This window comes from Tenuifilum sp. (genome assembly GCF_037481895.1).
GTDB lineage: Bacteria > Bacteroidota > Bacteroidia > Bacteroidales > Tenuifilaceae > Tenuifilum > Tenuifilum osseticum.
In genome coordinates this window covers 32,083-56,075 of sequence record NZ_JBBFKU010000002.1, presented here as the reverse complement: position 1 = coordinate 56,075, position 23,993 = coordinate 32,083, and the positions used below count along the sequence as shown (strand labels likewise).

Sequence of the window (23,993 nt, the reverse complement as noted above, 5' to 3'; positions counted from 1 at the left end):
TAAAGGATAGGAATACAAGTGAAGAAAAGAATTAACCTATCGGTATTAATTTTATGGTTGCTCATTGCCGCAAGCATAAATTGCGCGCAAGCTGATGAAGTACACAAAAAGGATTCTAAGGGGTTTAATACTGCCGAATTCATCTTTGATCACGTAAGCGATTCGTATGAGTGGCATATACTTACCGTAAATCACCATCATATTAGCATTCCGCTTCCAGTAATACTTTACAGCAAAAAAACAGGCTTGCATGTATTTCTTTCCAACAATTTCCATCATGATCATGGAGTTTATAAAGGTTTCAGGATTGAGACAGAAGGAAAACTTAAAGGTAAAATTGTGGAGCTAAACAATAGGGGAGAAGTTGACGAAACCAATCCATTACCCTATAACTTTTCCATTACCAAAAATGCCTTTTCAATACTATTCACATCAATTTTGTTGGCTTTAATTTTCATTGGCATAGCCCGAAGGTATAAGAAAGATCCCGATTCACCACCAAAAGGTTTACAAAATGTTTTTGAGCCATTTATAATATTTATTCGGGATGAAATTGCAATTCCTTCAATTGGAGAGAAACGCTATAACCTTTTCATGCCCTTTTTGTTAACTCTTTTCTTTTTTATATGGTTCTCAAATCTTTTGGGTCTTATTCCATTATTTCCAGGGGGTGCTAATGTTACTGGTAACATATCCGTAACCATGGCTCTTGCGCTTTTTGCTTTTTTTACAATTAACCGGCATGCCAACAAAGATTACTGGAAACATATTGTTAGCCCTCCGGGTATACCAACATTTTTGAAGTTGCCCATACCAATCATGCCCCTAGTAGAGTTTATTGGAGTATTCATCAAGCCATTTGTTTTAATGGTCCGTTTGTTTGCAAACATTCTTGCCGGGCACATGGTAGCTACGGTTCTGCTTAGCTTGATTTTCATTTTTTCCTCAATGATAGCTTGGTTGGGATTTGCCGTTGCACCCATTTCTCTGATTTTTCTTATATTCATGTCGTTGCTGGAATTACTGGTTGCCCTTATCCAGGCATACGTTTTTACTTTGCTAACAGCCCTATATATAGGAATGGCCACAGAAGAACATCACTAACAACTTAAATATAAAACTATGAATACATTACTAATTTTACTTCAGTCAATCGATGGCGCATCAATTGCAAAATTTGGCATTGCATTGGGTGCAGCAATAATTGTTTTGTGCGCAGGACTGGGCATTGGTCGCATAGGCTCTTCGGCTCTAAAGTCTATAGCCCGTCAGCCTGAAGCCTCAGGCGATATCCGAACCAATATGATTGTTTCGGCTGCGCTTATTGAAGGGGTTGCATTTTTTGCCCTTATTATTCTTATTGTGGCGTTATTTGTATAAAACTTTAACCTATGGGTCTTGTTACACCCGACTACGGCCTACTATTTTGGGCTTTGCTATCGTTTGGGGTGCTGCTTTTCATTCTTAAAAAGTTTGCATGGAAACCCATACTGCAGGCCTTAAAAAGCAGGGAGGAAAGCATAGCTCGTTCAATGCGCCTTGCCGAGCAAGCTCGTGCTGAGATAGAAAAATTGCAGGAGGAAAGCAAGCTTATGGCCGAAAAGGCTAGGCAAGAACGCGAACGCGAAATTGCCGAAACTAAAGCTTTGAGGGAAAAACTACTGGCGGAAGCCAAAGAGCAGGCTCGCATTGAAACCCAAAAGATGCTCGACAAGGCCCGTGAGCAAATTCTTTTGGAAAAAGAGGCGGCTAAAAAGGAACTTTATGCCACTGTTGCTGAGTTAACCATAAGCCTAACCGAAAAAGTTTTGCGCGCACAGCTTAAGGATAAAGAAAAACAACAGGAGTATATTGAACGCTTGCTCGACGAAATACCTAAAAACTAAAAATGAGTTCCGGATCAATAGCATCGCGTTACGCAAAAGGGCTTTTTGAGTTCTGTCAGGAAAACAATGAACTTGAAAGCATTTATCCCATTATACGTCATTTACTTGAAATCCTCTCTAAAGAATCGAAACTGCACGAAGTGCTTGAAGACATTACTCTTACCCCTGACGAAAAAATTAGTCTGATTGAACGCGTTTCCGGAAATACTTTACCCAAAACATTGAAACAATTTATTGCCTTGATTATTAAAAAGAACAGAACTGATATTTTATTCAATGTTCTTTTAATTTTTCGTCGTATTTACCTTAATAGCAAAAATATTCTTGACGTGGAGTTGCTTGTGGCCGATGAGTTAACATCCCCAGCACTGGAAAAGATTAAGGCAAAAGTGGCAAATACCTTAAATTCAGTTTGTGAAATAGACGTTAAGGTTAAACCTGAGTTAATTGCAGGATATACATTAATTGTAAATGGTAAGGTTTTCGATTCGAGCATAAAGGGGCAACTTAGCTCTGTAAAGAAAAACTTGCTAGAGAAAAAATTTGATAACAGGTAAGCTATGGCAGGAATAAAACCTTCCGAAATAACCCAACTCATAAAGGATGAACTTGCTGGTATTGAAACCAAAGCAAGATTTGAGGAGACTGGCTTTGTTTTACAGGTAAGCGATGGTATAGCTCGTGTTTTTGGGCTAAACAATGTAAAGTCAAACGAACTGGTTGAGTTTGAATCAGGCGTAAAGGGCGTTGCCCTTAACCTTGAAGAGGATAATGTTGGTATAGTTCTTTTGGGACCCACCGAACAGGTTAAGGAGGGAGACAGGGTTAAACAGCTTGGCGAGATTGCCTCAATTCCAGTTGGCGATGGACTTTTGGGCCGAGTGGTAAATACTCTTGGCGAACCAATTGATGGTAAAGGACCAATATCGGGAAAGACAATTATTTTACCGCTGGAACGCAAAGCCCCCGGAGTAATATACAGGCAACCCGTAACCGAACCCTTACAAACCGGTATTAAGGCTATTGACTCAATGATTCCCATTGGAAGGGGACAGCGAGAGCTTATTATTGGCGACCGCCAAACCGGAAAAACCGCTATTGCCATAGATACCATAATAAACCAAAGGAACAACTACTTAAAGGGCGATCCTGTATACTGCATTTATGTTGCTGTTGGACAAAAAGGATCAACGGTAGCAAGTATTGCTAAAACGCTTGAGGATAGCGGAGCAATGGATTACACCACCATTGTTGTTGCCACGGCTTCCGATCCTGCAGCCATGCAGTTTTATGCACCATTTGCCGGTGCTACTATTGGTGAATATTTTAGGGATACTGGTCGGCATGCTCTAGTTGTTTATGATGATTTGTCAAAGCAAGCTGTTTCTTATCGCGAGGTGTCGCTTTTGTTACGCCGCCCTCCAGGGCGAGAAGCTTACCCCGGTGACGTTTTTTACCTGCATTCCCGCTTACTGGAGCGTGCAGCAAAAATTATTGAGTCCGACGATATTGCTTCGCAAATGAACGATTTGCCATCCGCACTTAAACCTTTGGTTAAAGGAGGAGGTTCGCTAACCGCATTACCAATCATTGAAACCCAGGCAGGAGATGTGTCGGCATATATACCTACAAACGTAATTTCAATTACCGATGGACAAATATTCCTTGAATCGAACCTGTTTAACAACGGTATTAGGCCTGCCATCAATGTAGGTATCTCGGTTTCACGTGTTGGTGGGAAAGCACAAATAAAATCGATGCGCAAGGTTGCTGGTACTCTTAAATTGGATCAGGCTCAGTATCGCGAGCTTGAGGCTTTTGCCAAGTTTGGCGCCGATTTAGATGCTGCTACGCTTGCTGTTTTGGATAAGGGGGCAAAAAACGTTGAGATACTTAAACAGGGACAATACCAACCATTACCGGTTGAACACCAGGTAGCAATAATTTTCTGCGGAACAAAAGGTTTACTTAAAAATATCCCCTTAGGAAAGGTTCGAGATTTTGAGAAGGATTTCCTGGAGCGTTGCCAGCTTTTACTAAAAGCGGAGCTGGAGCAAATAGCTAAGGGCGAATTTAATGACCAAATTGCCGATATGCTATCAAACCTAGCCGAAGAGGTTGCAAAAAATTACACGGAATTTAAATAAATTTCTCGGATGGCCAATTTGAAAGAAATACGAACCAGAATAGCATCGGTAGCTTCCACAAAGAAGATTACCAGTGCAATGAAAATGGTTTCGGCAGCTAAATTCAAAAAGGCACAAATTAATGTGTTACGTTTTAGGCCTTTTAACGACCAAGTAAACAATATATTACAATCATCAATTGAATTTATTGGTTCATTAAGTGGCGATTATGTAAACGAAAGACAACAAGTAAAGAATATCGTTTTGATTGTTATCACCTCCAACAATAGCATGTGTGGAGCATTTAATTCAAATATCATTAAATACTCAATTGAGCAATATAAGTATATATCGGCTAGACACCCAAGTGCCAGGGTAACATTCTATACTTTAGGTAAAAAGGGACACGAAGCACTAAGCCGAAGGGGTTTTAATGTAATTGAGCTAAACCATAAAATGCTTGATAAACCTAATATTGAAAATACAAAAGATATTTTTAATACCCTGGTTAATGAGTTTAAGCATGGTTCAGCCGATAAAGTCTTTCTAATTTACAATATGTTTAAAAGTGCTGCATCGCAGCAACAGGTAGCAGAGCAATTACTTCCAATAAATATTTCAAGGACAGCTAAAAAGACAAATAAAATTAAACCGATAATTGAACCTAACCCACAAGTTTTGGTTGAGCGTATTTTACCTTACTATCTTTTGAACAAGATCCATTCGGCAATTCTTGAAAGTGTTGCAGCCGAACACGGCGCCCGTATGACAGCCATGCATCAGGCCACAGAAAATGCTGTTGCATTACACAATCAGTTACTCCTTGAATACAATAAAGCACGCCAGGCTGCAATTACTAAGGAGATTCTTGAAATTGTATCGGGTGCAAATGCATTGAGCAGTAAGTAAAAAAGCGGGCTGTAGCCCGCTTTTTTATATCAGCTAATTAAACTATTTGCCGGTAGGGTAGGATTTATGCTTTACCGGTTTTTCAATTTCAGCAATTGCCTCAGAAACATTTATGATGTAATCGCCCATTTTTTCGGCTTCGTTAAATAAATCGCTATAAATAACACCAGCCTGATACTTGTACTTATTGGCCTCAATGCTTCTGATATGATCCTCTTTAAGAAAAATACGGAACTCGTTAATCTTGCTTTCAACCTCGTAAACTGGGCCTAAGTTAATGGAAACGCTTCGCTGGCTAATTTCAAGATTCTCCTTCATGATGTTATATGCCTCATCGAGCATATCAAACAATTTGTTTAGGTTATCGCGCATTTCCTGGTTAAACCAAACCTTTTGTTCACGCTTGCGTTTTAGGGTTCGGGCTAAAGAAAAGTTGCTATCGGCAACCGATTCAATTTCGCTAATTATTCTAAATAAAGCCTGGAGTTTACGTGAACTTTCATCGCTAAGCTCGTAGGTTGAAACCTTGTTAAGGTATGTGGCAATTTCTACTTCAACCCTATCGCTTATTCCTTCGTATTTTTCGATTCGCTGATAGATACTGTCGAACTCCTTGTCGTTGGTTTCATTAAAAAGTTGACGAACAAAACCAAACATTCGGTGAGTGCGCTTGGCAAAAGTAATAACCTCTTTATGCGCTTGCACCAATGAGAGCTCAGCTGTAGTCATTAACCCGGCATTGATGTGAACCAACCTAAACTCTTCGTCCTCTTCCTTTTTCGAAGGGGTTAGCCAGGTAACCAGTTTAACGAGCAAAGGTGTAAACCAAACGAGTACGAAGGTGTTTATCAGATTAAACGATGAGTGGAATATGCTAAGAGCAAAGGGTATTTCAACTGTATCGGTATAAGGCGATTTACCTGTAATATCAACTAAAACATTAGCAATGGTTCGGGTAAATGGGTAGAAAATTAACAGCATCCAAATTACTCCAATTACATTAAAAAAGAAGTGAGCTCTTGCTGCACGTTTGGCTGAAACGTTACCGATAATTGCGGCAATATTTGCTGTGATAGTTGTTCCAATATTCTCACCAAGCACCATGGCTGCTGCAATTTCAAATGAAATCCACCCTTGGTTGCACATAACTAGCGTTAATGCCATGGTTGCACTGGATGATTGAATTACTATGGTTAAAAGCGTACCAATGCCCAAAAAGAGAAGTACCGACAAGAGGCCCATATCGGTGTAATTGGAAAGGAATGCAAACATCTCCGGGTTTTGGTCTACTCGCGGAACTGAATTTTTAAGAAATTCCAAACCAATAAAAAGCAAAGAGAAGCCAATAAGAAACTCTCCCCAAAACTTGAGGTTTTGCTTACGTGAAAAAAGGAGAGGAAAACCCACTCCAATTAGAGGGATTGCAACAAGTATAATGCTAAACTTGAAACCCAAAAGCGATATTAGCCATGCCGTGATGGTAGTACCAATATTTGCACCCATTATCACGCCAATAGACTGAACCAACGATAGCAAACCGGCGTTTACAAAGCTAACAACCATTACAGTTGTAGCCGATGATGACTGAATTACTGCAGTTACAAGAAAGCCCGTTAGGATTCCCATAAACCTGTTGGATGTCATGGAACTCAAGATGGCACGCATCTTATCGCCTGCTACCTTTTGGAGCGATTCGCTCATCATTTTCATTCCGTAAAGGAATAGTCCCAGCGAACCAATTAAGTTCAAAAGATCAAGAAGTCCGTAATTCATTGGTATGTTTTGGTTTAAAAAAACTAGAAATTATTAAAAAATTGCAACCAATTTTTTGCAAAGGTAACTTTTACCAGTATAAATCAAAAATCAATATTTTATGTATTGATTAGCTATAGCTGCAACAACATATCCATATTATTTCTAATATTGCTGATTGAATCCTAACAGTAAAGTAATGTTTCATAAGCTTGCCCGATTTATTCTAAAGAGACGGTTTATCCTTGTATCAATTTTACTGATATTTACTTTGTTCATGGGATGGAAGGCAACCAAGGTACGGCTGTCATACAAACCCATCCCCCTAGTTCCAAAAACCGATAGCATATATATCCAAAACGAGAGGCTGGCAAAACTTTTTGGGAAGGGTGAGAATATTATGGTTATTGGGGTAACGGATTCCACCTTTTTTAGTAGCGATAGAGTTTTGCTTTGGGAAAATTTGTCCAATAGAATCAAGCAAGTAGATGGTGTAGAAAACGTTTTCTCTGTTATCGATATTATTACGCTGGAAAAAGATACTGTTACCAGGAAGTTCGTAGCTAAAAAGTTGCTGGATAACCTTAATACGATTAGTCCGGATTCCCTTAGTAAGCAGGTTAAAAACCTACCATTCTATAAGGGGCTGCTTTATAATTCTGAAACCAACACCTACCTGATGCTTATAACCCTGAACAAAGAAAAGATGACCAGGGTAGACCGCATTAAAATCATAAACCAGGTAAAGGAAGCATCACAAGAATACGAAGCTAGAACCGGAAACACACTCCACTATTCTGGCTTACCTTACATAAGAGCAGTGGTGGCCGAAATGATTAAATACGAAATGTTCCTATTTGTTGGCCTTGCTGCTCTGGTTACTGCAATTATTCTTTTAGTGCTTTTCCGCTCATTCCGCGTGCTATTTATTTCCTTGGTGGTAGTGGGTACTGCCGTAATATGGTCGTTAGGATCACTTACCCTTTTCGGTTACGATTTAACATTGCTAACTGCAGTTGTGCCGCCATTGTTAATAGTGATAGGGGTTCCCAATTGTATCTACCTAATTAACAAGTACCATCATGAAATAGCCCATCACCGCCATAAAATCAAAGCTCTTTACCGGGTTATATACCGAATTGGTAGTGCAACGTTTTTAACCAATTTAACTACCGCATTAGGTTTTGTGACATTTGTTTTCACTAAAACACAAATTTTACGCGAGTTTGGTTTGATTGCCTTTTTAAACGTTCTAGGTATTTTTCTTATTTCATTAATTGTTATACCTTTCTTCTTTAGCATAAGCCCTACCCCCAAAGCTCGACACTTAAGTCATCTTAATCGAAATACTTTTAAACAAGCGGTTTCACGTATAGTATTAACCACCTATTACAAGCGCAAATGGGTTTTTGCCATTACGGTTTTTGTTTTGATTATTGGAATATTTGGTGCTTCGCTCTTGAAGGCAAACGGTTACATGGTTGATGATGTTCCCCATAATCACCCGGTACAGCGCGACTTGAAATTTTTTGAAAACCATTTTACCGGAGTGATGCCTCTTGAAATAGTATACAACACAGGAAAACCTAATGGTTACCAAAACTATTCCGTATACCAAAAAGTTGAAAGATTACAGGAAAAACTAATCGACTACCCGGAGCTTTCCAAACCTTTTTCAATAGCCGAGATGGCAAAATTTGCCCGGCAAGCTTACTATAACGGTAATGAGAGCCAATACCGGCTACCCGGCCCCTTTGAACGAGCTTTTATAATGTCATATATTCCTCGAAGCATTGGTGTTAGTGATGTTTATGCCCGAATGACCGACTCAACCGGCCAGTATGTAAGAATAATGTACAATGTGGCCGACATTGGGTCCGAAAAAATGAGCATTTTGTTCGACAGCATTAACAATGACATTAAGCAGATTTTTGAAGATGAGCATACAAATGTTCATATTGCTGGGGCAAGTGTAATTACTACCTATGGAATTAAATATTTAGTACATAGTTTATCATCGAGCCTAATTCTTGCTGTAATACTTATTGCCCTTGCCATAGCTTGGTTATTCCGTAAGTTTAGAATGGTACTTTTTGCCATTGGAATAAATCTTATTCCGCTAATACTAACTGCTGCCACCATGGGTTTTCTTGGTATAAATCTAAAACCAAGCACCGTAATTGTATTTAGCATTGCTTTGGGTATTGCTGTTGACAACTCAATCCACTTTCTTACCAAGTATCGTCAGGAATTGTATTTAACCAAGTTCAATATCAAAGAGTCAATATTTCATGCAATTCGCGAAACGGGCATTAGCATGATATATACGTCAATAGTATTACTTTTCGGATTTAGTGTATTTATTGCTTCCCGGTTTGGTGGTACAAAAGCACTTGGGCTTTTGGTTGCCATAACCCTGCTGTATGCCGTTATTACAAACCTATTTGTACTTCCCTCGGTTTTACGTCAATTTGATAAACCAAAGCCATTAAAACCCGAGGAGGAAGAACTTGTAATGGAAATGAGTAGCGGTTTCGACGACGAAGAGTAAAAATTAACCAAAATGTATACACTTGAATCGATAAACCAGAAAGTTGACTCAGCAATTAAACAGCTTGATTTAACAGGAGAACCAAGAAACCTTTACGAGCCAATAGCATACATAATGAGTATGGGTGGTAAGCGAATTCGCCCGGCTCTTGTACTTGCAGCGTGTAATCTTTACTCTGAAGATATTGACCGAGCTTTATCGGCAGCTCTAGCTGTTGAGATTTTCCATAATTTTACTTTGGTACACGACGATATTATGGATAACGCTGATATGCGTAGAGGGTTGGTAACTATTCATAAAAAGTGGAACCCCAATATTGCAATTCTTTCAGGGGATGCCATGACAGTGCTAGCCTACAAGTTGCTTGTTCAGGTTGATAAGTCGATCTTACCCGAGGTCATTAATATTTTCAACTCTTTTGCAATGGGTATATGCGAGGGCCAACAAATGGATATGGATTTTGAGTCGGACATCATGGTTTCTCGCGATGAGTATCTTAAAATGATAGAGCAAAAAACATCAATATTACTTAAAGGGGCTCTGCAGATTGGTGCAGTAATTGGTGGTGCAGGCAGGAATGATGTAGAACTTATTGGTGAGTTTGGCAGGTCGATGGGGTTGGCTTTTCAGCTTCAGGACGACCTGCTTGACTGTTATGGCGATTCAAGTACTTTTGGTAAACGCATTGGTGGCGACATTGTTGCGGCAAAAAAAACTATGTTAACCATTATTGCAGCCGAAAAGCTAAATGGGACTCATAGAGACGACTTTATTGAGCTATACAACAACAAATCATTGCCCGACGAGTTAAAGATTAGCAAGGTAATGGATTACTACAGTAAAGCGGAAGTGCAGCAGGAAATGGTAAGCATTATCGATACATACTTTAATAATGCCACGCAGGCCATCAATCAGCTTAAAGTGAGCGAATCCAGAAAAAATGTGCTTAATCAAATATTAACAAAGTTAATTGGCCGAAAAAATTGAAAATTGGTTTAAAGGATTGATTTTAAATTAAAATTTAGTAAATTTAACTACCCAATTTTAGAACTAAAATGTAAAACCTATGGCAGAAAATATTAACAAATATCTAATTCCTTGGGACTTTACCCCTGTTGCAGAAAATGCACTAAAGCATGCCATAAAGCTGATGAAGCTTGCAAAGGAACCCATTGAAATCAACCTTGTTCATGTTATTCAAACCGGCGGCTTATTCAGTAAGAGTAAGTTTAACGAGGATGATGCAAGCCAAAAGCTGAAGGACGATCAGCAAAGAATAGTAAACGAGTATGGCGTTGAGGTTAAAACTCACATATTAGAGGGCAATATTTTTGATACTATCAGCGAGTTTGCCAGTGAAATAAATGCCGAAATGGTAATTATGGGTACCCATGGAATTAAAGGGGTACAAAAGCTAACTGGAAGTTGGGCTCTAAAGGTTATTGCCGGCTCCGAGGTGCCATTCTTGGTTGTTCAGGATGAGCCCGATATGGCAAAGGGATTTTCACATATTGTTATGCCCGTTGAGTTCAGGGATGAGGATAAAGAGAAAATTCAATGGGGGATACGTTTTGCCAAGTTGTTTGGCTCCAAGATCCATGTGATTGTTCCAAACGCTTTCGATTCAGGCGTTCAGAAAAAAATTAACAATAACCTATCTTTTGCCAAAATGCATATTGAATCCAATGGTCTGGACTGGGAAATTCATAATGCCGCAAAGGGCAAAAGTTTTCAGGAGGAGATTGTTAACCTGGCAACCGATATTGAGGCTGAATTGATTATTGTGATGACAACCCCTAATATCGATCTAACCGATTTTGTTTTTGGAGCTCAGGAGCAATACGTAATAGCTAATAAAGCCAAAATTCCAGTACTTTGCATTAATCCGGGAACGCTGGGTGTGTAATGTTTTTACCAACCGACGTCAGTTTAACAATCATATCGTTGCTTGTACCATCAAAGGTTAAAAACTTTGGTGGTATTTTCTTTTGCTCAATTCCGTAAAGGTATGTTTTATCGTAGTATTCCAGTGCAATGGCAATAGCTTCGCGAAGATTACCGGATTCAATATGTTCAATACAACGCTTTGCTTTTTCTAACCCTAGTCGCTTTTGTATTCGCACAACCGAGTATATTAAGTCCTGTTTATCGCATGCAGTATAGTCGCTAATCAACCTGTCGATTCTACTATTTAGGTCAGCTTCAACAATAATGGTAGGACTACTAATAATTTGGTTATAAATAGATAGGGGTATAAAAATAGAACCAATACTTTTGCTTTCATCCTCAATCCAGATAGGTAGTGTGGGGTTTAACTTTCGTAGTTCATTAAACAGTAGATTTTCAAAGTGCTCAGTGGTGGGTTGCTGCGGCTGGTTTATCCAGCCGAAAGCAGAACCCTTATGGTTGGCAAGCCCTTCCAGATCAACAACCTGCTCGCCGCTTTCCTTGAATTTTTTAAGAAGTTCGGTTTTACCGCAACCTGTCATACCGCCAAGAACAATAAATTTATATTTCCTGTCGAAAGCAGCCTGAGCGTATCGCCTGAATGACTTATAACCACCTTCCAACGTAAAGGGCTTAAAACCAGCTAAGCCAAAAAGCCAGCTCATGCTGGCACTTCGCATTCCACCACGCCAGCAGTAAACCAGAATGTTTTTTTGGTTAACCATTGAACTTAATGAATCAACAAACCAGTTTAGCTTAGGAGCAACCAGCTCAAGTCCCAGTCTAACGGCTTGTTGTCGTCCTTCCCTTACATATTTAGTTCCTACAGCCGCACGTTCCTCGTCGGTAAAAAGGGGAATATTAAATGCGCCTGGAATATGCCCACGAGCATATTCCGAAGGTGAGCGCACATCAACAACAGGGTAAATATCTGATAGTTCAATAAATTTATCGATACTAATGGTTGAAGCCATTTTTAATCTTCTAAAAGATTGCCAAGTATTGAACTATTTTCTTTTCCTCTATTTCTACCGTAAGGAGCAAGAGCCTGAACCAGCTTCTTGATAGGCATGGACTGTAACCAAACCTTACCGGAACCGGAAAGGGTGGCAAGGAATAAACCTTCGCCGCCAAAGAGCATGCTTTTTAGATTTCCGCTTGTTTGAACGTCGAAATCAATTGTTGGCTCAAAGGCAACAATGCAACCGGTATCGATTCGTAAGGTCTCATTGTTGAGCTGCTTTTCAATCACGGTTCCGCCGGCATGCACAAAGGCTAAACCATCGCCGCTGAGGCGCTGAAGGATGAAGCCTTCGCCACCAACCAAGCCCGCTCCCAGTTTTCGGTTGAAATGGAGCGAAATACTTGTACCAAGCGCCGCACACAGGAACCCGTCCTTTTGGACTATAAGATTACCCCCCACCTTTGACAAATCGATTGGCACAACAGTGCCGGGGTAGGGTGCGGAAAAAGCAACTTTCCTTTTGCCAATACCATGGTTAGTGAAGTGAGTCATAAAAATCGATTCACCGGTTATAGCACGAGCTCCAGCCGAAAGCAGTTTACCTAAAAACCCTGAACTGGGATTTGAGCCGTCGCCAAGCTTTGTTTCAAACTCAATTCCACTTTCCATGTAAACCATTGCACCTGCTTCCGCAATTACAGTCTCATGTGGGTCAAGCTCAATTTCAACCAGCTGAATGGATTCACCAATAATTTTATAGTCAATTTCGTGCGATTTCATAAGCAATTGGATTAAAGTTATTAAAAAACATACTAATGATCTATTACTTTAATTTGGGTCGATATTTTTCGTTTTCGTCGTCGTATATACTCAAGTAGCTCAAGTAGCGCGATGGTGCAATTTCGCCCTTGTCAACAGCCTCAATAACAGCACAACCGGGCTCATGGATATGAGTGCAATTGTAGTACTTGCATTTGTCGGATAGCTTAAATATCTCAGGGAAGAAATGGTATAGCTCATCCTTTTCAATGTCAACCAAACCAAAACTCTTAATTCCCGGTGTATCAATAATAAATCCACCAAAGCTTAGCTCAAAAATTTCGCTAAAGGTTGTAGTATGCCTACCTTTAAGATGAGCATTTGAAATTTCAGCGGTTTTAAGATTCAAACCAGGCTCAATGAGGTTAATTAATGTAGATTTACCTACCCCTGAATTTCCGGATAGTAAGTTAACCCTTCCTTGAAGTATTTGTTTAAGTAAATCGAGATTTTGACCTGTTTTGGCAGAAACTTTTAGGCACTTATATCCAATGGGTTCGTATATTGAGATGTAGCTGTCGAGCACGGGTTGAATGGCTGAATCAACTAAGTCGATCTTATTAAAGACAATAACAGTAGGAATGCGGTAAGCTTCAGCGGTAACCAGGTAACGATCAATAAATGCCAGTTGGGTTTCGGGCTGTGTAATTGTAACCACCAGTAAAGCCTGATCGATATTAGCAGCAATGATGTGAGCCTCGCGTGATAGGTTTGTGGCCTTACGAATAATATAATTTTTTCGCTCTTGGATGGCGGTTATTAAACCTACCCCGTTGGGGTTAAGCTCAACGCTTACCCAATCGCCAACAGTAATAGGATTGGTTGTTTTTATCTCGTTAAGCCTAAGTTTACCCCGTGGTACACACTCAACCACGCGGCCATCATTCAATCGAACCCTGTAATGGCTTCCGGTACTCTTTAACACCAATCCCTTTTCCATGTGTAAAAAGCTACATACTCTCGTTTAACGGTTTAAAACCATTTCCAAGAATTTCATTGGCATCAATTACAGTAATAAAAGCATTCGGGTCAATTTGCTGGATGTAATCCTTTAGCATATGAACCTCGCGACGCGATACGTTTGTGAAAATCATTTTCTTATCGTGTCCGGTGTACATACCTTGCACGTTAATAATGGTTCCGCCGCGTTCAATATCGTGAATAATCTTGTTTTTAACTTCTTCGTGCCTATCGGTAATAATGAAAAGGGCTTTATCGTAGCTAACCCCTTGAATGGTCATATCAATCACCTTACCGGTAACGTATATTACCACCCAGGAGTATAAAGGAATTTTCCAGTCCTGAAAAGCTACCAAAGCTAAAAGTACGATGGTTGAATCAACGTAAATCATCAGCTGGCCCAAGGGGAGACGAGTATACTTGGCAATGACCATTGCAATGATATCGGAACCGCCCGAGGTTGCTTTAGATTTAAAGATTAAGCCCAACCCAAAGCCAATGAGAACACCGCCAAAAATTGAGGAAAGCAGCATATCGTCAACAAGGGGGTCGTATCCAAGCCAAAGGTGTAAAGTATCAATAAAAACCGATGAAAGTACAAAACCAACTACCGTTTTAATTCCAAACATTGGGCCTAAAACCCTTATACCAATAATGGTAAGCGGAATATTAAGCAGCAAACCAACAGTACCAATAGGAAAACCATCGGGCGCCCAAGAGAACATCCCTTTTGTGAGGTAATGGACAATAATACCAATACCATATACACCACCAGGGGCAATTCGGTGTGGGTCGATGAATAGAACAAAACCTGCTGCAAGAATGAACGATCCAACCAGTATTAAAGCATATGCTTTAAACCATTCCTTGCTGAATAGCTTTTCTTTGGTTACGTAAGTCATAATTATTTTTATTTTAAATTCTGTTGAAACGGTCAATTACCGTGTTGATTTTATTCACCACCACCTCCGGCTCAATACGGTTTAAGCAAGCGTAATCCTTTCGGAAACAGGGTTTATTCCCATAAATGGAGCATGGCCTGCAGTAAAGGTCAACCTGAACGGCACTTGTGGGGTTTTGCTTCCATCCGTAAAAGCCTGCATAGGGATGTGTAGCACCCCAAATGCTTACAACGGGGGTGTTTACTAACGATGCAAAATGCATGTTTGCTGAATCCATGCAAACCATTACGTCGAGGTTCGAAATTATCTTGAGTTCATTTAGAATGCTGTACTTGCGGGCAATGGAAATGGTATTTGGATATTTTTTCTCCCAGCCCTCAAGTATTTCTTGCTCTTTTCCACCTCCGCCTATTAGAATGATTTTATTGGTTTTTGATGCGGAAAGGATTTCAACAACTCGCTCCATTTTATCGAGCGGATAAATTTTTCCCTTATGTTTGGCAAAAGGCGCAATACCAATCCACCGCTTGTCCTTGTATCCAAGGTGGATTGTAATGTTTTCGGGTAATCGAGCCTCGCGGAAAAGATAATCAAACTCATCGTTGATTGTGTACCCGAGCCTAAGGAGCGCATCCATATAGCGTTCAGGGGTAGTTTTAAGTGGAACGAGCCGCTTATTCTTTAGCCTTACAAGTTTGCGCTTTTCGCTGCGCCCTTTATTGATAACAGATATTTTTTTCAGCCCCGAGAGTAAAAATAAGTTTCGGAGAATTTGGCTACGAATAACATTGTGAAGGTCGGCTAAAGCGTCGTACCTATCTATTTTACGGAGATCGGTGAACAATCGCCAAATTCCCAACAACCCCTTGTGTCGGCCATTGGTATTTGCCTCCACAAACAAAACGCCAGGAATTTGGTTAACTATATCGCGGGCAAATCCTTGCGATACAAAGGTAACCTGCACATTGGGGTGGTTTTTAACCAACGACCAAATTGCAGGCACGGTCATGGCCACATCGCCAATGGCGCTGAGCCTAACCACAAGTAGCTTTTTAGGATATCCGTTAACCTTTTTGCTGTTTTGCTCCATATAGTACAGGATTAAGCGATGGGTCGTTGTACATTTTCATCTGCTTGTAAACCTTCATGTACTTGCGCCCGTGCTCAATATCGTTGAGTAGCTGATCGATTGCGGTTGATAAATCGACCCGTTGCTCAAGCAGGGTGTTTAGTTTCTTTTGGCAGCTGTCGATATGCTCCTTTGAAACATCGGTTCGTTTAACCTCTTGCTCCATGTGGTAAATTTTTAGGGCAAGAATGGAGAGGCGATCAATTGCCCATGCCGGACTTTCAGTGTTTATTGTAGCGTTGGATTGAGGTTTGATGTCCTTATACTTTTCCAGAAAGTAGCTATCAATCATTTCAACCAAATCGGTTCGATCCTGGTTCGACTTATCGATACGGCGCTTTATTTTAAGTGCTTCAACGGGATCTATTTGGGGATCGCGGATTATATCCTCGAGATGCCACTGAACGGCATCAATCCAGTTCTTGGTAAAAAGCGAGAATTCAATGGTTCCTGGCTGGTAAGGAATGTTAGGTTGGGCATCAACATTATCCAGGGTGTGATAGTGCAGGGTGCAGTCCCAAAAAATTTTGTTGCAAAGTTGGCTGAAGCTCATATCAATCGGAGTTTTAATTAAACATCTAATTTACAAATATTTTACTAATCGGAATTCATTTTTACTATTCGGTAAAGCTTATCGGCTCTGCGCACTTTTTCTGGAACCGGAATAGAACATTTTACCCCTTTTGGTGAAAAATCTGCAGGTTTTTCATCGACCCGAAGTTCCTTTACCTCATATTCAATAACACCGGTTGTTGGGCCAATAATTAGAATTTTGTCGTTAAGGTAAAGCTCCGAGGCCTCAACGGTTATTTCGGCTACACCCAGCCTGGAGAAGTAGTTGGTTATTTTTCCTACATACTGTTTGCGTTCAGTGGCAATGTTGCCATAAGCCTTGCTCCACTCGCCTAGCCTGCGGCCAAGATAGTAGCCATCCCAGAAACCGCGGTTAAATACCGTAGAAAGGCGCTGCATCCAATTATCAACCTTTTCGGGCGTATAGGTTCCATTGCAAACCGATGTAACCGCCTCGTTATAGCATTGTGTTACCGTTTTAACATATTCAGGGCCTCGGGCACGGCCTTCAATTTTTAGAACTCTAACGCCCGCATCAAGAATTTTATCCAGGAAGTTAATGGTGCACAAATCCTTGGGCGACATTATATACTCATTGTCAATCTCCAGCTGTGCGCCAGTTTCATTATCGGTTACGGTGTATGAACGGCGACAAATTTGAAGGCAAGCTCCCCTGTTTGCCGACGAGTTAGCCTCATGTAAGCTTAGGTAACACTTTCCCGATATAGCCATGCAAAGCGCCCCATGAGCAAAAAGTTCTATTTTTATGGGATTGCCATTTGGCCCAGTAATATTCTGCGAGTGAATGTTTTGGTAAATAGTTTTTACCTGTTCAAGATTTAACTCTCGGGCTAAAACAACCACATCGGCCCATTGTGAGTAGAACTTTAGTGCCTCTGTATTACTAATATTCAGCTGTGTTGAAATATGCACTTCCATTCCCCTTTTACGGGCGTAAAGCATGGCAGCCTGGTCGGAGATAATAAGTGCGCTGACACCTGCTTCGGCGGCGGTGTCGATAATTTGATGCATGTAAGGAATGTCGCTATCGTAAATTACCGTGTTAACGGTAAGGTATGTTTTTACCTTGTTCTTTTTGCAAATGCGAACCACCTCCGGTAAATCGTCCACACTAAAATTTATTGACGATTTAGCGCGCATGTTGAGGTTTCCAACACCAAAGTAAACCGAATTTGCTCCTCCCTGTATGGCTGCCATGAGCGATTCAAAATTGCCCGCTGGAGCCATAACCTCAATGTCCTCGCGTTTTAGCATTTGCAATATTTTTTTGCAAAAATAGGAAAATTAGTTAGTGTTTACCCTAATTTAAAATTGTTTAGGGCATTGTGCATCCTTTTACCTAAAGTAGAATCCTATTTGGTTTCAACCAAATATCCCTTGGGGTCAACTGGGATACCCTTTATACGAACCTCGTAATGAAGGTGTGGTCCAGTGCTTCGACCGGTACTGCCAGTATAACCTATAACATCGCCTTTTCTTATAGGGCTCCCCTTGGAAACCGTTATTTTATCCAAATGGGCATAAACCGAGCTTGTTCCATCATTATGTTCAATTATGATATAATTTCCGTAGGTGCCGTTGAACTGGGCAAGCACTACTTTACCGCTCGATGCTGCATAAACTTCAGCCCCACGCCCCGAGCCAAAATCCACACCATTATGTTTAACAGGCCGACCTAGGGTTGGGTGAATTCTTACACCGAAAGGCGATGTAATTTTGGCCAGTCTTTTGGGTAAAGGCGTAAGTACCGGTATCCCATCGCGAGTGCCAGCCTCAGGTTTAAATGTTGATGACGACACTTCGGGCTTTTTATCTTCAACATTTACATTCTCAGCATCTGTTTTAACTTCTTCCTTTTTTGAAACTTCGGACTTGGTATTGGCTTCCACTTTTTCCTTTACCCTTTCGGGAATTTTGTATCCCAATGTTTTGGCAATTGTGTTTTCGTAATCAATGATATCCTGAACGGTTTGAGCCTTTTCGGGTTCCTTTTTCTCAACATAATGCTTCTTTAGCCCAGTCATTTCATTGTAGTAGTCCAGGTACTCCTGTTCCATTTTTTTTAGTTCAGCTTCGCGCTTTTGCTTGAAATCCTGAAAATCCTGTTCACGCTCCTTCTTAAATTTTTCAAAATCGGCTTCCAGCTGACTTTTAGTTTTGTTCTGTGCATTTGTGCTTATTATCAAAACATTAAGAAGTGCAACTAAAAAGATAAACCTTTTCATGGCCGATAAAGTTTTTGTTTTTATAACCATTCAATAACTTTGCCGAAATGGCAAAACAAAACCATAAAAATTTACTGAAAGCAGATAAGTACGTTTTGAAATTGGTCCAATCAGTTGTTAATAATACGGCAAAAAATTGATTTAAGAATAATTTTAACTAAGTATCTTAAGATATGAAACCTACACTTGTTATTTTGGCTGCTGGCATGGGTAGCCGTTATGGTGGTTTGAAGCAGGTTGATGCATTAGGACCCAATGGCGAAACAATCATTGATTACTCCGTGTACGATGCTATTCGTGCCGGTTTTGGGAAAGTTGTTTTTGTTATTCGCAAGAGCATTGAAAAGGATTTTTTGGAAGTTTTTGGTAACCGTTTCAGCTCCGATGTAAAGGTTGAAATTGCCTTTCAGGAACTCGATATGCTTCCGCAGGGTTTTAAAGTACCCGATGGCCGCGAAAAGCCATGGGGAACGGCACATGCAGTATGGGTAACCCGCCATTTAATTAATGAACCTTTTGCTGTGATTAATGCCGACGATTTCTATGGTTTCGACACCTTTAGGGTGTTAGCTCAGGAACTATCCAAACCTAACCTGGACAAGGGAAGTTACTTTATGGTTGGTTACAAGCTTGGAAACACCCTTTCGGAACAAGGCGCTGTTTCACGCGGAGTATGCTCAACCGATGAAAATGGATACCTATTAGATGTAGTTGAACGCACTCACATTGAGCGCGTTGAAGGCGAGGTAAAGTACAAAGATGAAAATGGAAATTTAGTAAAGGTTGATGAAGGCGTTCCCGTATCGATGAACTTCTGGGGTTTCACCACTGACTTTTTCGGCTACACCGAGAAACTTATGACCGACTTTTTCAGCAACCAGATTGGAAATGTTAAGGCAGAATTTTACATTCCCACGGTTGTAAACCGAGCCATTAAAGAGGGCATTGCCCGCTGTAAGGTTTTGGAAACCAAGGCGGAGTGGTTTGGCGTTACATATCCCGGTGATAGACCCATGGTTGTTAACCGACTTAAAGAGTTAACGGAAAAAGGAGTGTATCCATCACCTTTATGGAGTAAGTAAAAATTTGGTGTGTGATACTATTGATGTAGCTCATTTGGGCTAGATATTTTGCTCTTAGTTTTACTTTTGCTTTTAACCTTAAACCAAAACCTTACTGATATGTCGTTTGCAACAGTCGATTACATTGTGTTTATAGCCTATGCTTTACTTATAGTTAGTTTAGGCTTGTGGGTTTCGTTTCGTAAGCGCGATTCGGAAACCAACTCAGGCGATTACTTTTTAGCCGGTAGGGCGTTGCCCTGGTGGGCTATTGGTGCATCGCTAATTGCATCAAATATCTCCGCTGAACAATTCATTGGGATGTCAGGTTCAGGCTATGCAATTGGATTGGGAATTGCATCGTATGAGTGGATGGCTGCCTTAACGCTAATACTGGTAGCTGTTTTCTTTCTGCCCATATTTTTGGAGAAGAGGATTTTTACCATGCCGCAGTTTCTTGAGGTCCGCTACGATAAACGTGTTAAAACCGTAATGGCTGGCTTTTGGCTGCTGGTTTTTGTTTTCGTTAATCTTACCTCTATAATCTACCTTGGTGCACTGGCCATGCAGCGAATAATGGGTATAAATATGACCTACGCTATTATTGGTTTAGCCTTTTTTGCTGCTCTTTACTCCATTTATGGTGGCTTAAAGGCTGTAGCATGGACCGATGTTGTGCAGGTTGTTTTTCTTGTTGGAGGTGGTTTAGTAACAACATACTTTGCTTTAGATTACCTAAGCGATGGCCATGGCTTTATTGCTGGATTTAAAGCCTTACTCCAAAAGGCCCCCGAAAAATTTGATATGATTCTGGAAAAAGGCAAACTAATGATACCCGATGGGAAGGGTGGACAAAAGGATGCCTATATTGATTTACCTGGTATTAGCGTACTAATTGGCGGTATGTGGGTTGCAAACCTCTATTACTGGGGTTGTAACCAGTATATTATTCAGCGTGCCCTAGCTGCCAAAAGCATTAAGGAGGCACAGAGTGGATTGGTATTTGCTGCATTCCTAAAGGTTTTACTTCCACTTATTGTAGTTATCCCTGGGATTGTTGCCTTTGCATTACATGCCGACATTGCAAAGTCAGACGAGGCGTATCCTTGGCTGCTTCACAGTTTTGTTCCTACTGGAGTAAAGGGCTTGGCTTTTGCTGCATTGGTAGCGGCAATTGTAAGCTCATTGGCATCGATGATGAATAGTGTTTCAACAATATTCACTATGGATTTTTATAAAGAATATATAAACAAGGATGCCTCGGAACACAAACTTGTTACAGTTGGTCGTATAGCAGCCTTCGTAGCGTTACTAATAGCAGTATTCATAGCGCCTATGCTTTCAAACCTCGATCAGGCTTTTCAGTATATACAAGAGTTTACGGGATTTGTAAGCCCTGGCGCATTGGCAATTTTCCTAGCCGGATTTTTCTACAAAAAAGCAACAGCCAATGGTGCTTTAGGTGCAGCAGTTGGAACATTCGTGTTCTCGCTACTATTTAAGTTACTTCTACCAAACCTGCCCTTTATGGATAGGATGGGAATTGTTTTTCTAATTTGTTTAGCTATTATTTGGATATTTGCAATGATTGAGGGGAATAAGCAGCATGTAAAAGCTATAACAATTTCAAAGGAGCTCTTCTCAACGGGTAAGGGATTTAAGATAGGCTCAGCAATAATTATAGCCCTTTTGATTATTCTTTACGCTATCTGGTGGTAATTTTAATAATACAAATTTAAAAAGGGTACCAATTTTGGGTACCCTTTTTCATTACATATAACTAGAATTTATCTAGTATTTAGCTGATGACGATGTGCTGAAATACTTGACATCTTTACCTAGAATATCGCTTAACAGTACATCGGCAAGGCGACTAGTTCCAAACCGGAATAGTCCAGGATAAAGCCACTCCTGTCCTAGAACCTGCTCAACAATAGTATAGAAAAGCGCAGCATCGTAGGAGTTTGAAACTCCTCCAGCAGGCTTCATACCTACCTTGCGTCCGGTTTTTTCATGGAACTCCTTAATGGCTAAACACATTACGTAAACCGCTTCAGGGGTTGCTGCGGGTTCTAACTTGCCGGTTGAGGTTTTAATGAAATCGGCGCCAGCCTCCATGGCTAAGAACGAAGCGAGTTTTATGTCTTCAAGGCTTGGTAATGCGCCAGTTTCAAGTATGACTTTAACCTTGGCGTTCTCAGCCACCTCTTTAATTTGTTGAAGTTCGCTGAAAACGGTAAAGTAATCGCCCTCAAGGAAAGAACCTACCGATATCACCACATCGAGCTCATCGGCGCCTTGCTCAAGGGCCATTTCGCATTCGGATAGTTTAATTTCAAGGAATGTTTGTGATGCTGGAAAACCTGCTGCAACCGAGGCAATTTTTACGCTGGGCGCAGATAGATTTTCTTTTACTGCTGCCACAAGCGAAGGGTAAACACAAATGGCTGCAACGTTTGGCATTCCCGGAAACTGGTTGGGGAATTGGCTTACCTTTTCGGCAAAAAGTTTGCCTCGCTCATAGCCATCGGTTGTATTTAGTGTGGTAAGGTCAATCATGCTAAAGCAGCGCTTTAGAATCTCTACGTCGCCTTTACGTGACTGAGCAATATCCTTGAACTTATTGATTGCTTTTTCAACCTCGGCAGCTTCGACCTCAATGTTAAACTTGTCTTCGAACGATAAGTCCATAGCTTTCTATTATTAGATTGTGATTTTGTTGGCAAAGTTACAACAATTTGGTATTACCCTGGTGCCGTTCGCTATCGCGTTTGGTTTTCTTTTCAATACTTTGAAGAAGGGCTTGGGTAAGGTTAATACCGGTTTGGTTAGCAAGGCAAATCAGCACAAACAGTATATCGGCCATTTCGGGAGCAGGATCATGATCGGTTTCCCCTTCCTTGAACGACTGCTCGCCATATCTCCTGGCCATAATTCGGGCTAACTCGCCCACCTCTTCCATCAGCAGAGTCATGTTGGTAAGCTCATTAAAGTAGCGTACCCCTTTGGTTTTAATCCAGTTGTCAACCAGTTTCTGAGCATCGTCGAGTGTGAGCTGTGTCATAAATCTTTATTTTTTGAGTCGATAATAATGGTTACCGGGCCGGAATTTACTAGGCTAACATCCATCATTGCTCCGAACACACCACGTTCAACTCTTTTACTGGTTGCGTGCTCCAGCATCATTATAAACTTTTCATATAGCGGAATAGCAATATCCGGGGGGGCAGCCTGTACGTACGATGGCCGATTGCCTTTTTTGGTTTTTGCATGAAGGGTAAACTGGCTTACAACCAGTATTTGACCGTTCACATCCATAACGCTGAGGTTCATGATGCCCTCGGCATCGTTAAATATTCGCAGGCGGACAATTTTACCAACCATCCATTCCAAATCCTCTTCAGTATCGGAATGTTCAAAACCAGCTAGAACCAGAAGACCGTTACCAATTAAACCGGTTAAGTTTCCGTTAACCGAAACGCTAGCCTGACTTACACGCTGTATTACAACTCTCATTGGACACTAAACAAATATGCCCCGCTAAGTTACTAAAAAACAAATTGAAGATTGATTTGTTATTACTGTGTAACTTTAAACAAAAAGAACATGAAGTTTTTAACATTACTAACAGCACTCCTAGTTAGCACAACAGTTTGGTCACAGGAGTTTATTGCCGATGCGAGTAGTTCCACCCTGAAATGGAATGCCAAAAAAGTAACTGGTGAACATTACGGCAAAGTGAAGCTTAAAGAGGGCAAATTGGTTATCAGAGATAACCAGATTGCTGGCGGAAATTTTGTTATCGATATGGAATCGATAACTTGTGACGATTTAGAGAGCCCAGAATGGAACAAAAAGTTGATTGACCACCTAAAGTCCGACGATTTTTTTAGCGTTGGAACATACCGGGTTGCTCTCCTTGGAAATGTTAAGTCAGATAAGTTTAATGGCGATAAGGCCAAAGTAACAGCCGATTTAACTATCAAGGGTATTACAAAGCCAATCACCTTTGAGGTAATTAAAAAGGGAAATGTGTACACATCAACCATTACCGTTGATCGCACCCAGTACAATATTCGTTATGGATCCGGAAAATTCTTTGAGGGATTAGGTGATAAAATGATTTACGACGAGTTTACGATTGAAGTAAAGCTGGTTGTGAAATAAA

24 protein-coding genes are annotated in these 23,993 nt (G+C 40.6%); 12 read left to right on the top strand and 12 right to left on the bottom strand.

Going from position 1 to position 23,993, the window contains the following annotated elements; all coding sequences use genetic code 11:
* Positions 1-18 precede the first annotated feature (18 nt).
* Genes atpB through atpG form a run of 6 tightly spaced genes read left to right on the top strand, consistent with a single transcriptional unit; the run spans position 19 to position 4,921 of the window.
* On the top strand, positions 19-1,104 hold the full coding sequence (gene atpB / locus WHS63_RS00905; RefSeq protein WP_445203484.1) for a F0F1 ATP synthase subunit A: 1,086 nt from the start codon (positions 19-21) through the stop codon (positions 1,102-1,104).
* An 18-nt stretch (positions 1,105-1,122) separates the two neighbouring features.
* On the top strand, positions 1,123-1,380 hold the full coding sequence (gene atpE / locus WHS63_RS00900) for an ATP synthase F0 subunit C (protein WP_445203483.1): 258 nt from the start codon (positions 1,123-1,125) through the stop codon (positions 1,378-1,380).
* 11 nt (positions 1,381-1,391) lie between these two features.
* Positions 1,392-1,886, top strand: coding sequence for a F0F1 ATP synthase subunit B (gene atpF / locus WHS63_RS00895; protein WP_369490669.1), 495 nt, complete (start codon positions 1,392-1,394; stop codon positions 1,884-1,886).
* Positions 1,887-1,888: 2 nt separating this feature from the next.
* Positions 1,889-2,443 carry an ATP synthase F1 subunit delta gene (gene atpH, locus WHS63_RS00890; RefSeq protein ID WP_445203482.1) on the top strand — a complete coding sequence of 185 codons (555 nt, stop codon included), beginning with the start codon at positions 1,889-1,891 and terminating at the stop codon, positions 2,441-2,443.
* 3 nt (positions 2,444-2,446) lie between these two features.
* Positions 2,447-4,033 (top strand): F0F1 ATP synthase subunit alpha, encoded by a 1,587-nt coding sequence (atpA, locus tag WHS63_RS00885; protein WP_445203481.1) that lies wholly within the window; start codon positions 2,447-2,449, stop codon positions 4,031-4,033.
* Positions 4,034-4,042: 9 nt separating this feature from the next.
* Positions 4,043-4,921, top strand: coding sequence for an ATP synthase F1 subunit gamma (atpG, locus tag WHS63_RS00880; RefSeq protein ID WP_445203480.1), 879 nt, complete (start codon positions 4,043-4,045; stop codon positions 4,919-4,921).
* 42 nt (positions 4,922-4,963) lie between these two features.
* Here the strand turns inward: atpG and WHS63_RS00875 are convergent, their stop codons facing one another.
* A complete protein-coding gene (locus tag WHS63_RS00875; protein WP_445203479.1) occupies positions 4,964-6,694 on the bottom strand; it encodes a Na/Pi cotransporter family protein in 1,731 nt (576 codons plus the stop codon).
* A gap of 178 nt (positions 6,695-6,872) precedes the next feature.
* Between WHS63_RS00875 and WHS63_RS00870 the strand changes: the two genes are divergently transcribed.
* From WHS63_RS00870 to WHS63_RS00860, 3 genes are all read left to right on the top strand, one after another.
* Complete coding sequence (locus tag WHS63_RS00870) at positions 6,873-9,224, top strand: efflux RND transporter permease subunit (protein ID WP_445203478.1); 2,352 nt, start codon at positions 6,873-6,875, stop codon at positions 9,222-9,224.
* A 12-nt stretch (positions 9,225-9,236) separates the two neighbouring features.
* Positions 9,237-10,211 (top strand): polyprenyl synthetase family protein, encoded by a 975-nt coding sequence (locus WHS63_RS00865; RefSeq protein WP_445203477.1) that lies wholly within the window; start codon positions 9,237-9,239, stop codon positions 10,209-10,211.
* Between the two features lie 79 nt (positions 10,212-10,290).
* Positions 10,291-11,130 carry a universal stress protein gene (locus WHS63_RS00860; RefSeq protein WP_445203476.1) on the top strand — a complete coding sequence of 280 codons (840 nt, stop codon included), beginning with the start codon at positions 10,291-10,293 and terminating at the stop codon, positions 11,128-11,130.
* Here the strand turns inward: WHS63_RS00860 and mnmH are convergent.
* The 8 genes from mnmH to WHS63_RS00820 form a co-directional block, all read right to left on the bottom strand.
* A complete protein-coding gene (mnmH, locus tag WHS63_RS00855; protein WP_445203475.1) occupies positions 11,105-12,145 on the bottom strand; it encodes a tRNA 2-selenouridine(34) synthase MnmH in 1,041 nt (346 codons plus the stop codon). The two genes, WHS63_RS00860 and mnmH, sit on opposite strands and share 26 nt — an antisense overlap.
* 2 nt (positions 12,146-12,147) lie before the next feature.
* The gene (locus WHS63_RS00850; protein WP_445203474.1) at positions 12,148-12,915 is read right to left on the bottom strand and encodes a TIGR00266 family protein; all 768 of its coding nucleotides are present in this window, start codon (positions 12,913-12,915) and stop codon (positions 12,148-12,150) included.
* 43 nt (positions 12,916-12,958) lie between these two features.
* A complete protein-coding gene (gene rsgA / locus WHS63_RS00845; RefSeq protein ID WP_445203473.1) occupies positions 12,959-13,894 on the bottom strand; it encodes a ribosome small subunit-dependent GTPase A in 936 nt (311 codons plus the stop codon).
* A 10-nt stretch (positions 13,895-13,904) separates the two neighbouring features.
* A complete protein-coding gene (locus WHS63_RS00840; protein WP_445203472.1) occupies positions 13,905-14,816 on the bottom strand; it encodes a YitT family protein in 912 nt (303 codons plus the stop codon).
* A gap of 13 nt (positions 14,817-14,829) precedes the next feature.
* Positions 14,830-15,906 (bottom strand): glycosyltransferase family 9 protein, encoded by a 1,077-nt coding sequence (locus WHS63_RS00835; protein WP_445203471.1) that lies wholly within the window; start codon positions 15,904-15,906, stop codon positions 14,830-14,832.
* Positions 15,881-16,498, bottom strand: coding sequence for a DUF4254 domain-containing protein (locus WHS63_RS00830; protein WP_445203470.1), 618 nt, complete (start codon positions 16,496-16,498; stop codon positions 15,881-15,883). The genes WHS63_RS00835 and WHS63_RS00830 overlap by 26 nt, the downstream gene beginning before the upstream one ends.
* 44 nt (positions 16,499-16,542) lie before the next feature.
* Complete coding sequence (locus WHS63_RS00825) at positions 16,543-17,793, bottom strand: peptidase U32 family protein (RefSeq protein WP_445203469.1); 1,251 nt, start codon at positions 17,791-17,793, stop codon at positions 16,543-16,545.
* 98 nt (positions 17,794-17,891) lie between these two features.
* Positions 17,892-18,764 carry a peptidoglycan DD-metalloendopeptidase family protein gene (locus WHS63_RS00820; RefSeq protein ID WP_445203468.1) on the bottom strand — a complete coding sequence of 291 codons (873 nt, stop codon included), beginning with the start codon at positions 18,762-18,764 and terminating at the stop codon, positions 17,892-17,894.
* Between the two features lie 173 nt (positions 18,765-18,937).
* Between WHS63_RS00820 and WHS63_RS00815 the strand changes: the two genes are divergently transcribed.
* Together WHS63_RS00815 and WHS63_RS00810 are read left to right on the top strand one after the other, a co-directional pair.
* The gene (locus WHS63_RS00815; RefSeq protein ID WP_445203467.1) at positions 18,938-19,846 is read left to right on the top strand and encodes a nucleotidyltransferase family protein; all 909 of its coding nucleotides are present in this window, start codon (positions 18,938-18,940) and stop codon (positions 19,844-19,846) included.
* A 99-nt stretch (positions 19,847-19,945) separates the two neighbouring features.
* A complete protein-coding gene (locus WHS63_RS00810) occupies positions 19,946-21,544 on the top strand; it encodes a sodium/sugar symporter (RefSeq protein WP_445203466.1) in 1,599 nt (532 codons plus the stop codon).
* Positions 21,545-21,616: 72 nt separating this feature from the next.
* Here WHS63_RS00810 and deoC read toward each other — a convergent pair whose 3' ends face one another.
* From deoC to dtd, 3 genes are read right to left on the bottom strand one after another with little or no spacing between them, the layout of a single operon-like run.
* Positions 21,617-22,516, bottom strand: coding sequence for a deoxyribose-phosphate aldolase (gene deoC / locus WHS63_RS00805; RefSeq protein ID WP_445203465.1), 900 nt, complete (start codon positions 22,514-22,516; stop codon positions 21,617-21,619).
* A 37-nt stretch (positions 22,517-22,553) separates the two neighbouring features.
* Complete coding sequence (locus WHS63_RS00800; RefSeq protein ID WP_445203464.1) at positions 22,554-22,889, bottom strand: nucleotide pyrophosphohydrolase; 336 nt, start codon at positions 22,887-22,889, stop codon at positions 22,554-22,556.
* Positions 22,886-23,341 (bottom strand): D-aminoacyl-tRNA deacylase, encoded by a 456-nt coding sequence (dtd, locus tag WHS63_RS00795; protein ID WP_445203463.1) that lies wholly within the window; start codon positions 23,339-23,341, stop codon positions 22,886-22,888. Before dtd ends, WHS63_RS00800 begins: the two co-directional genes overlap by 4 nt.
* 90 nt (positions 23,342-23,431) lie before the next feature.
* Here dtd and WHS63_RS00790 point away from each other — a divergent pair, with 90 nt between their 5' ends.
* Positions 23,432-23,992: a YceI family protein gene (locus WHS63_RS00790; protein WP_445203462.1), complete on the top strand. Its 561-nt coding sequence runs from the start codon at positions 23,432-23,434 to the stop codon at positions 23,990-23,992.
* Position 23,993 lies beyond the last annotated feature (1 nt).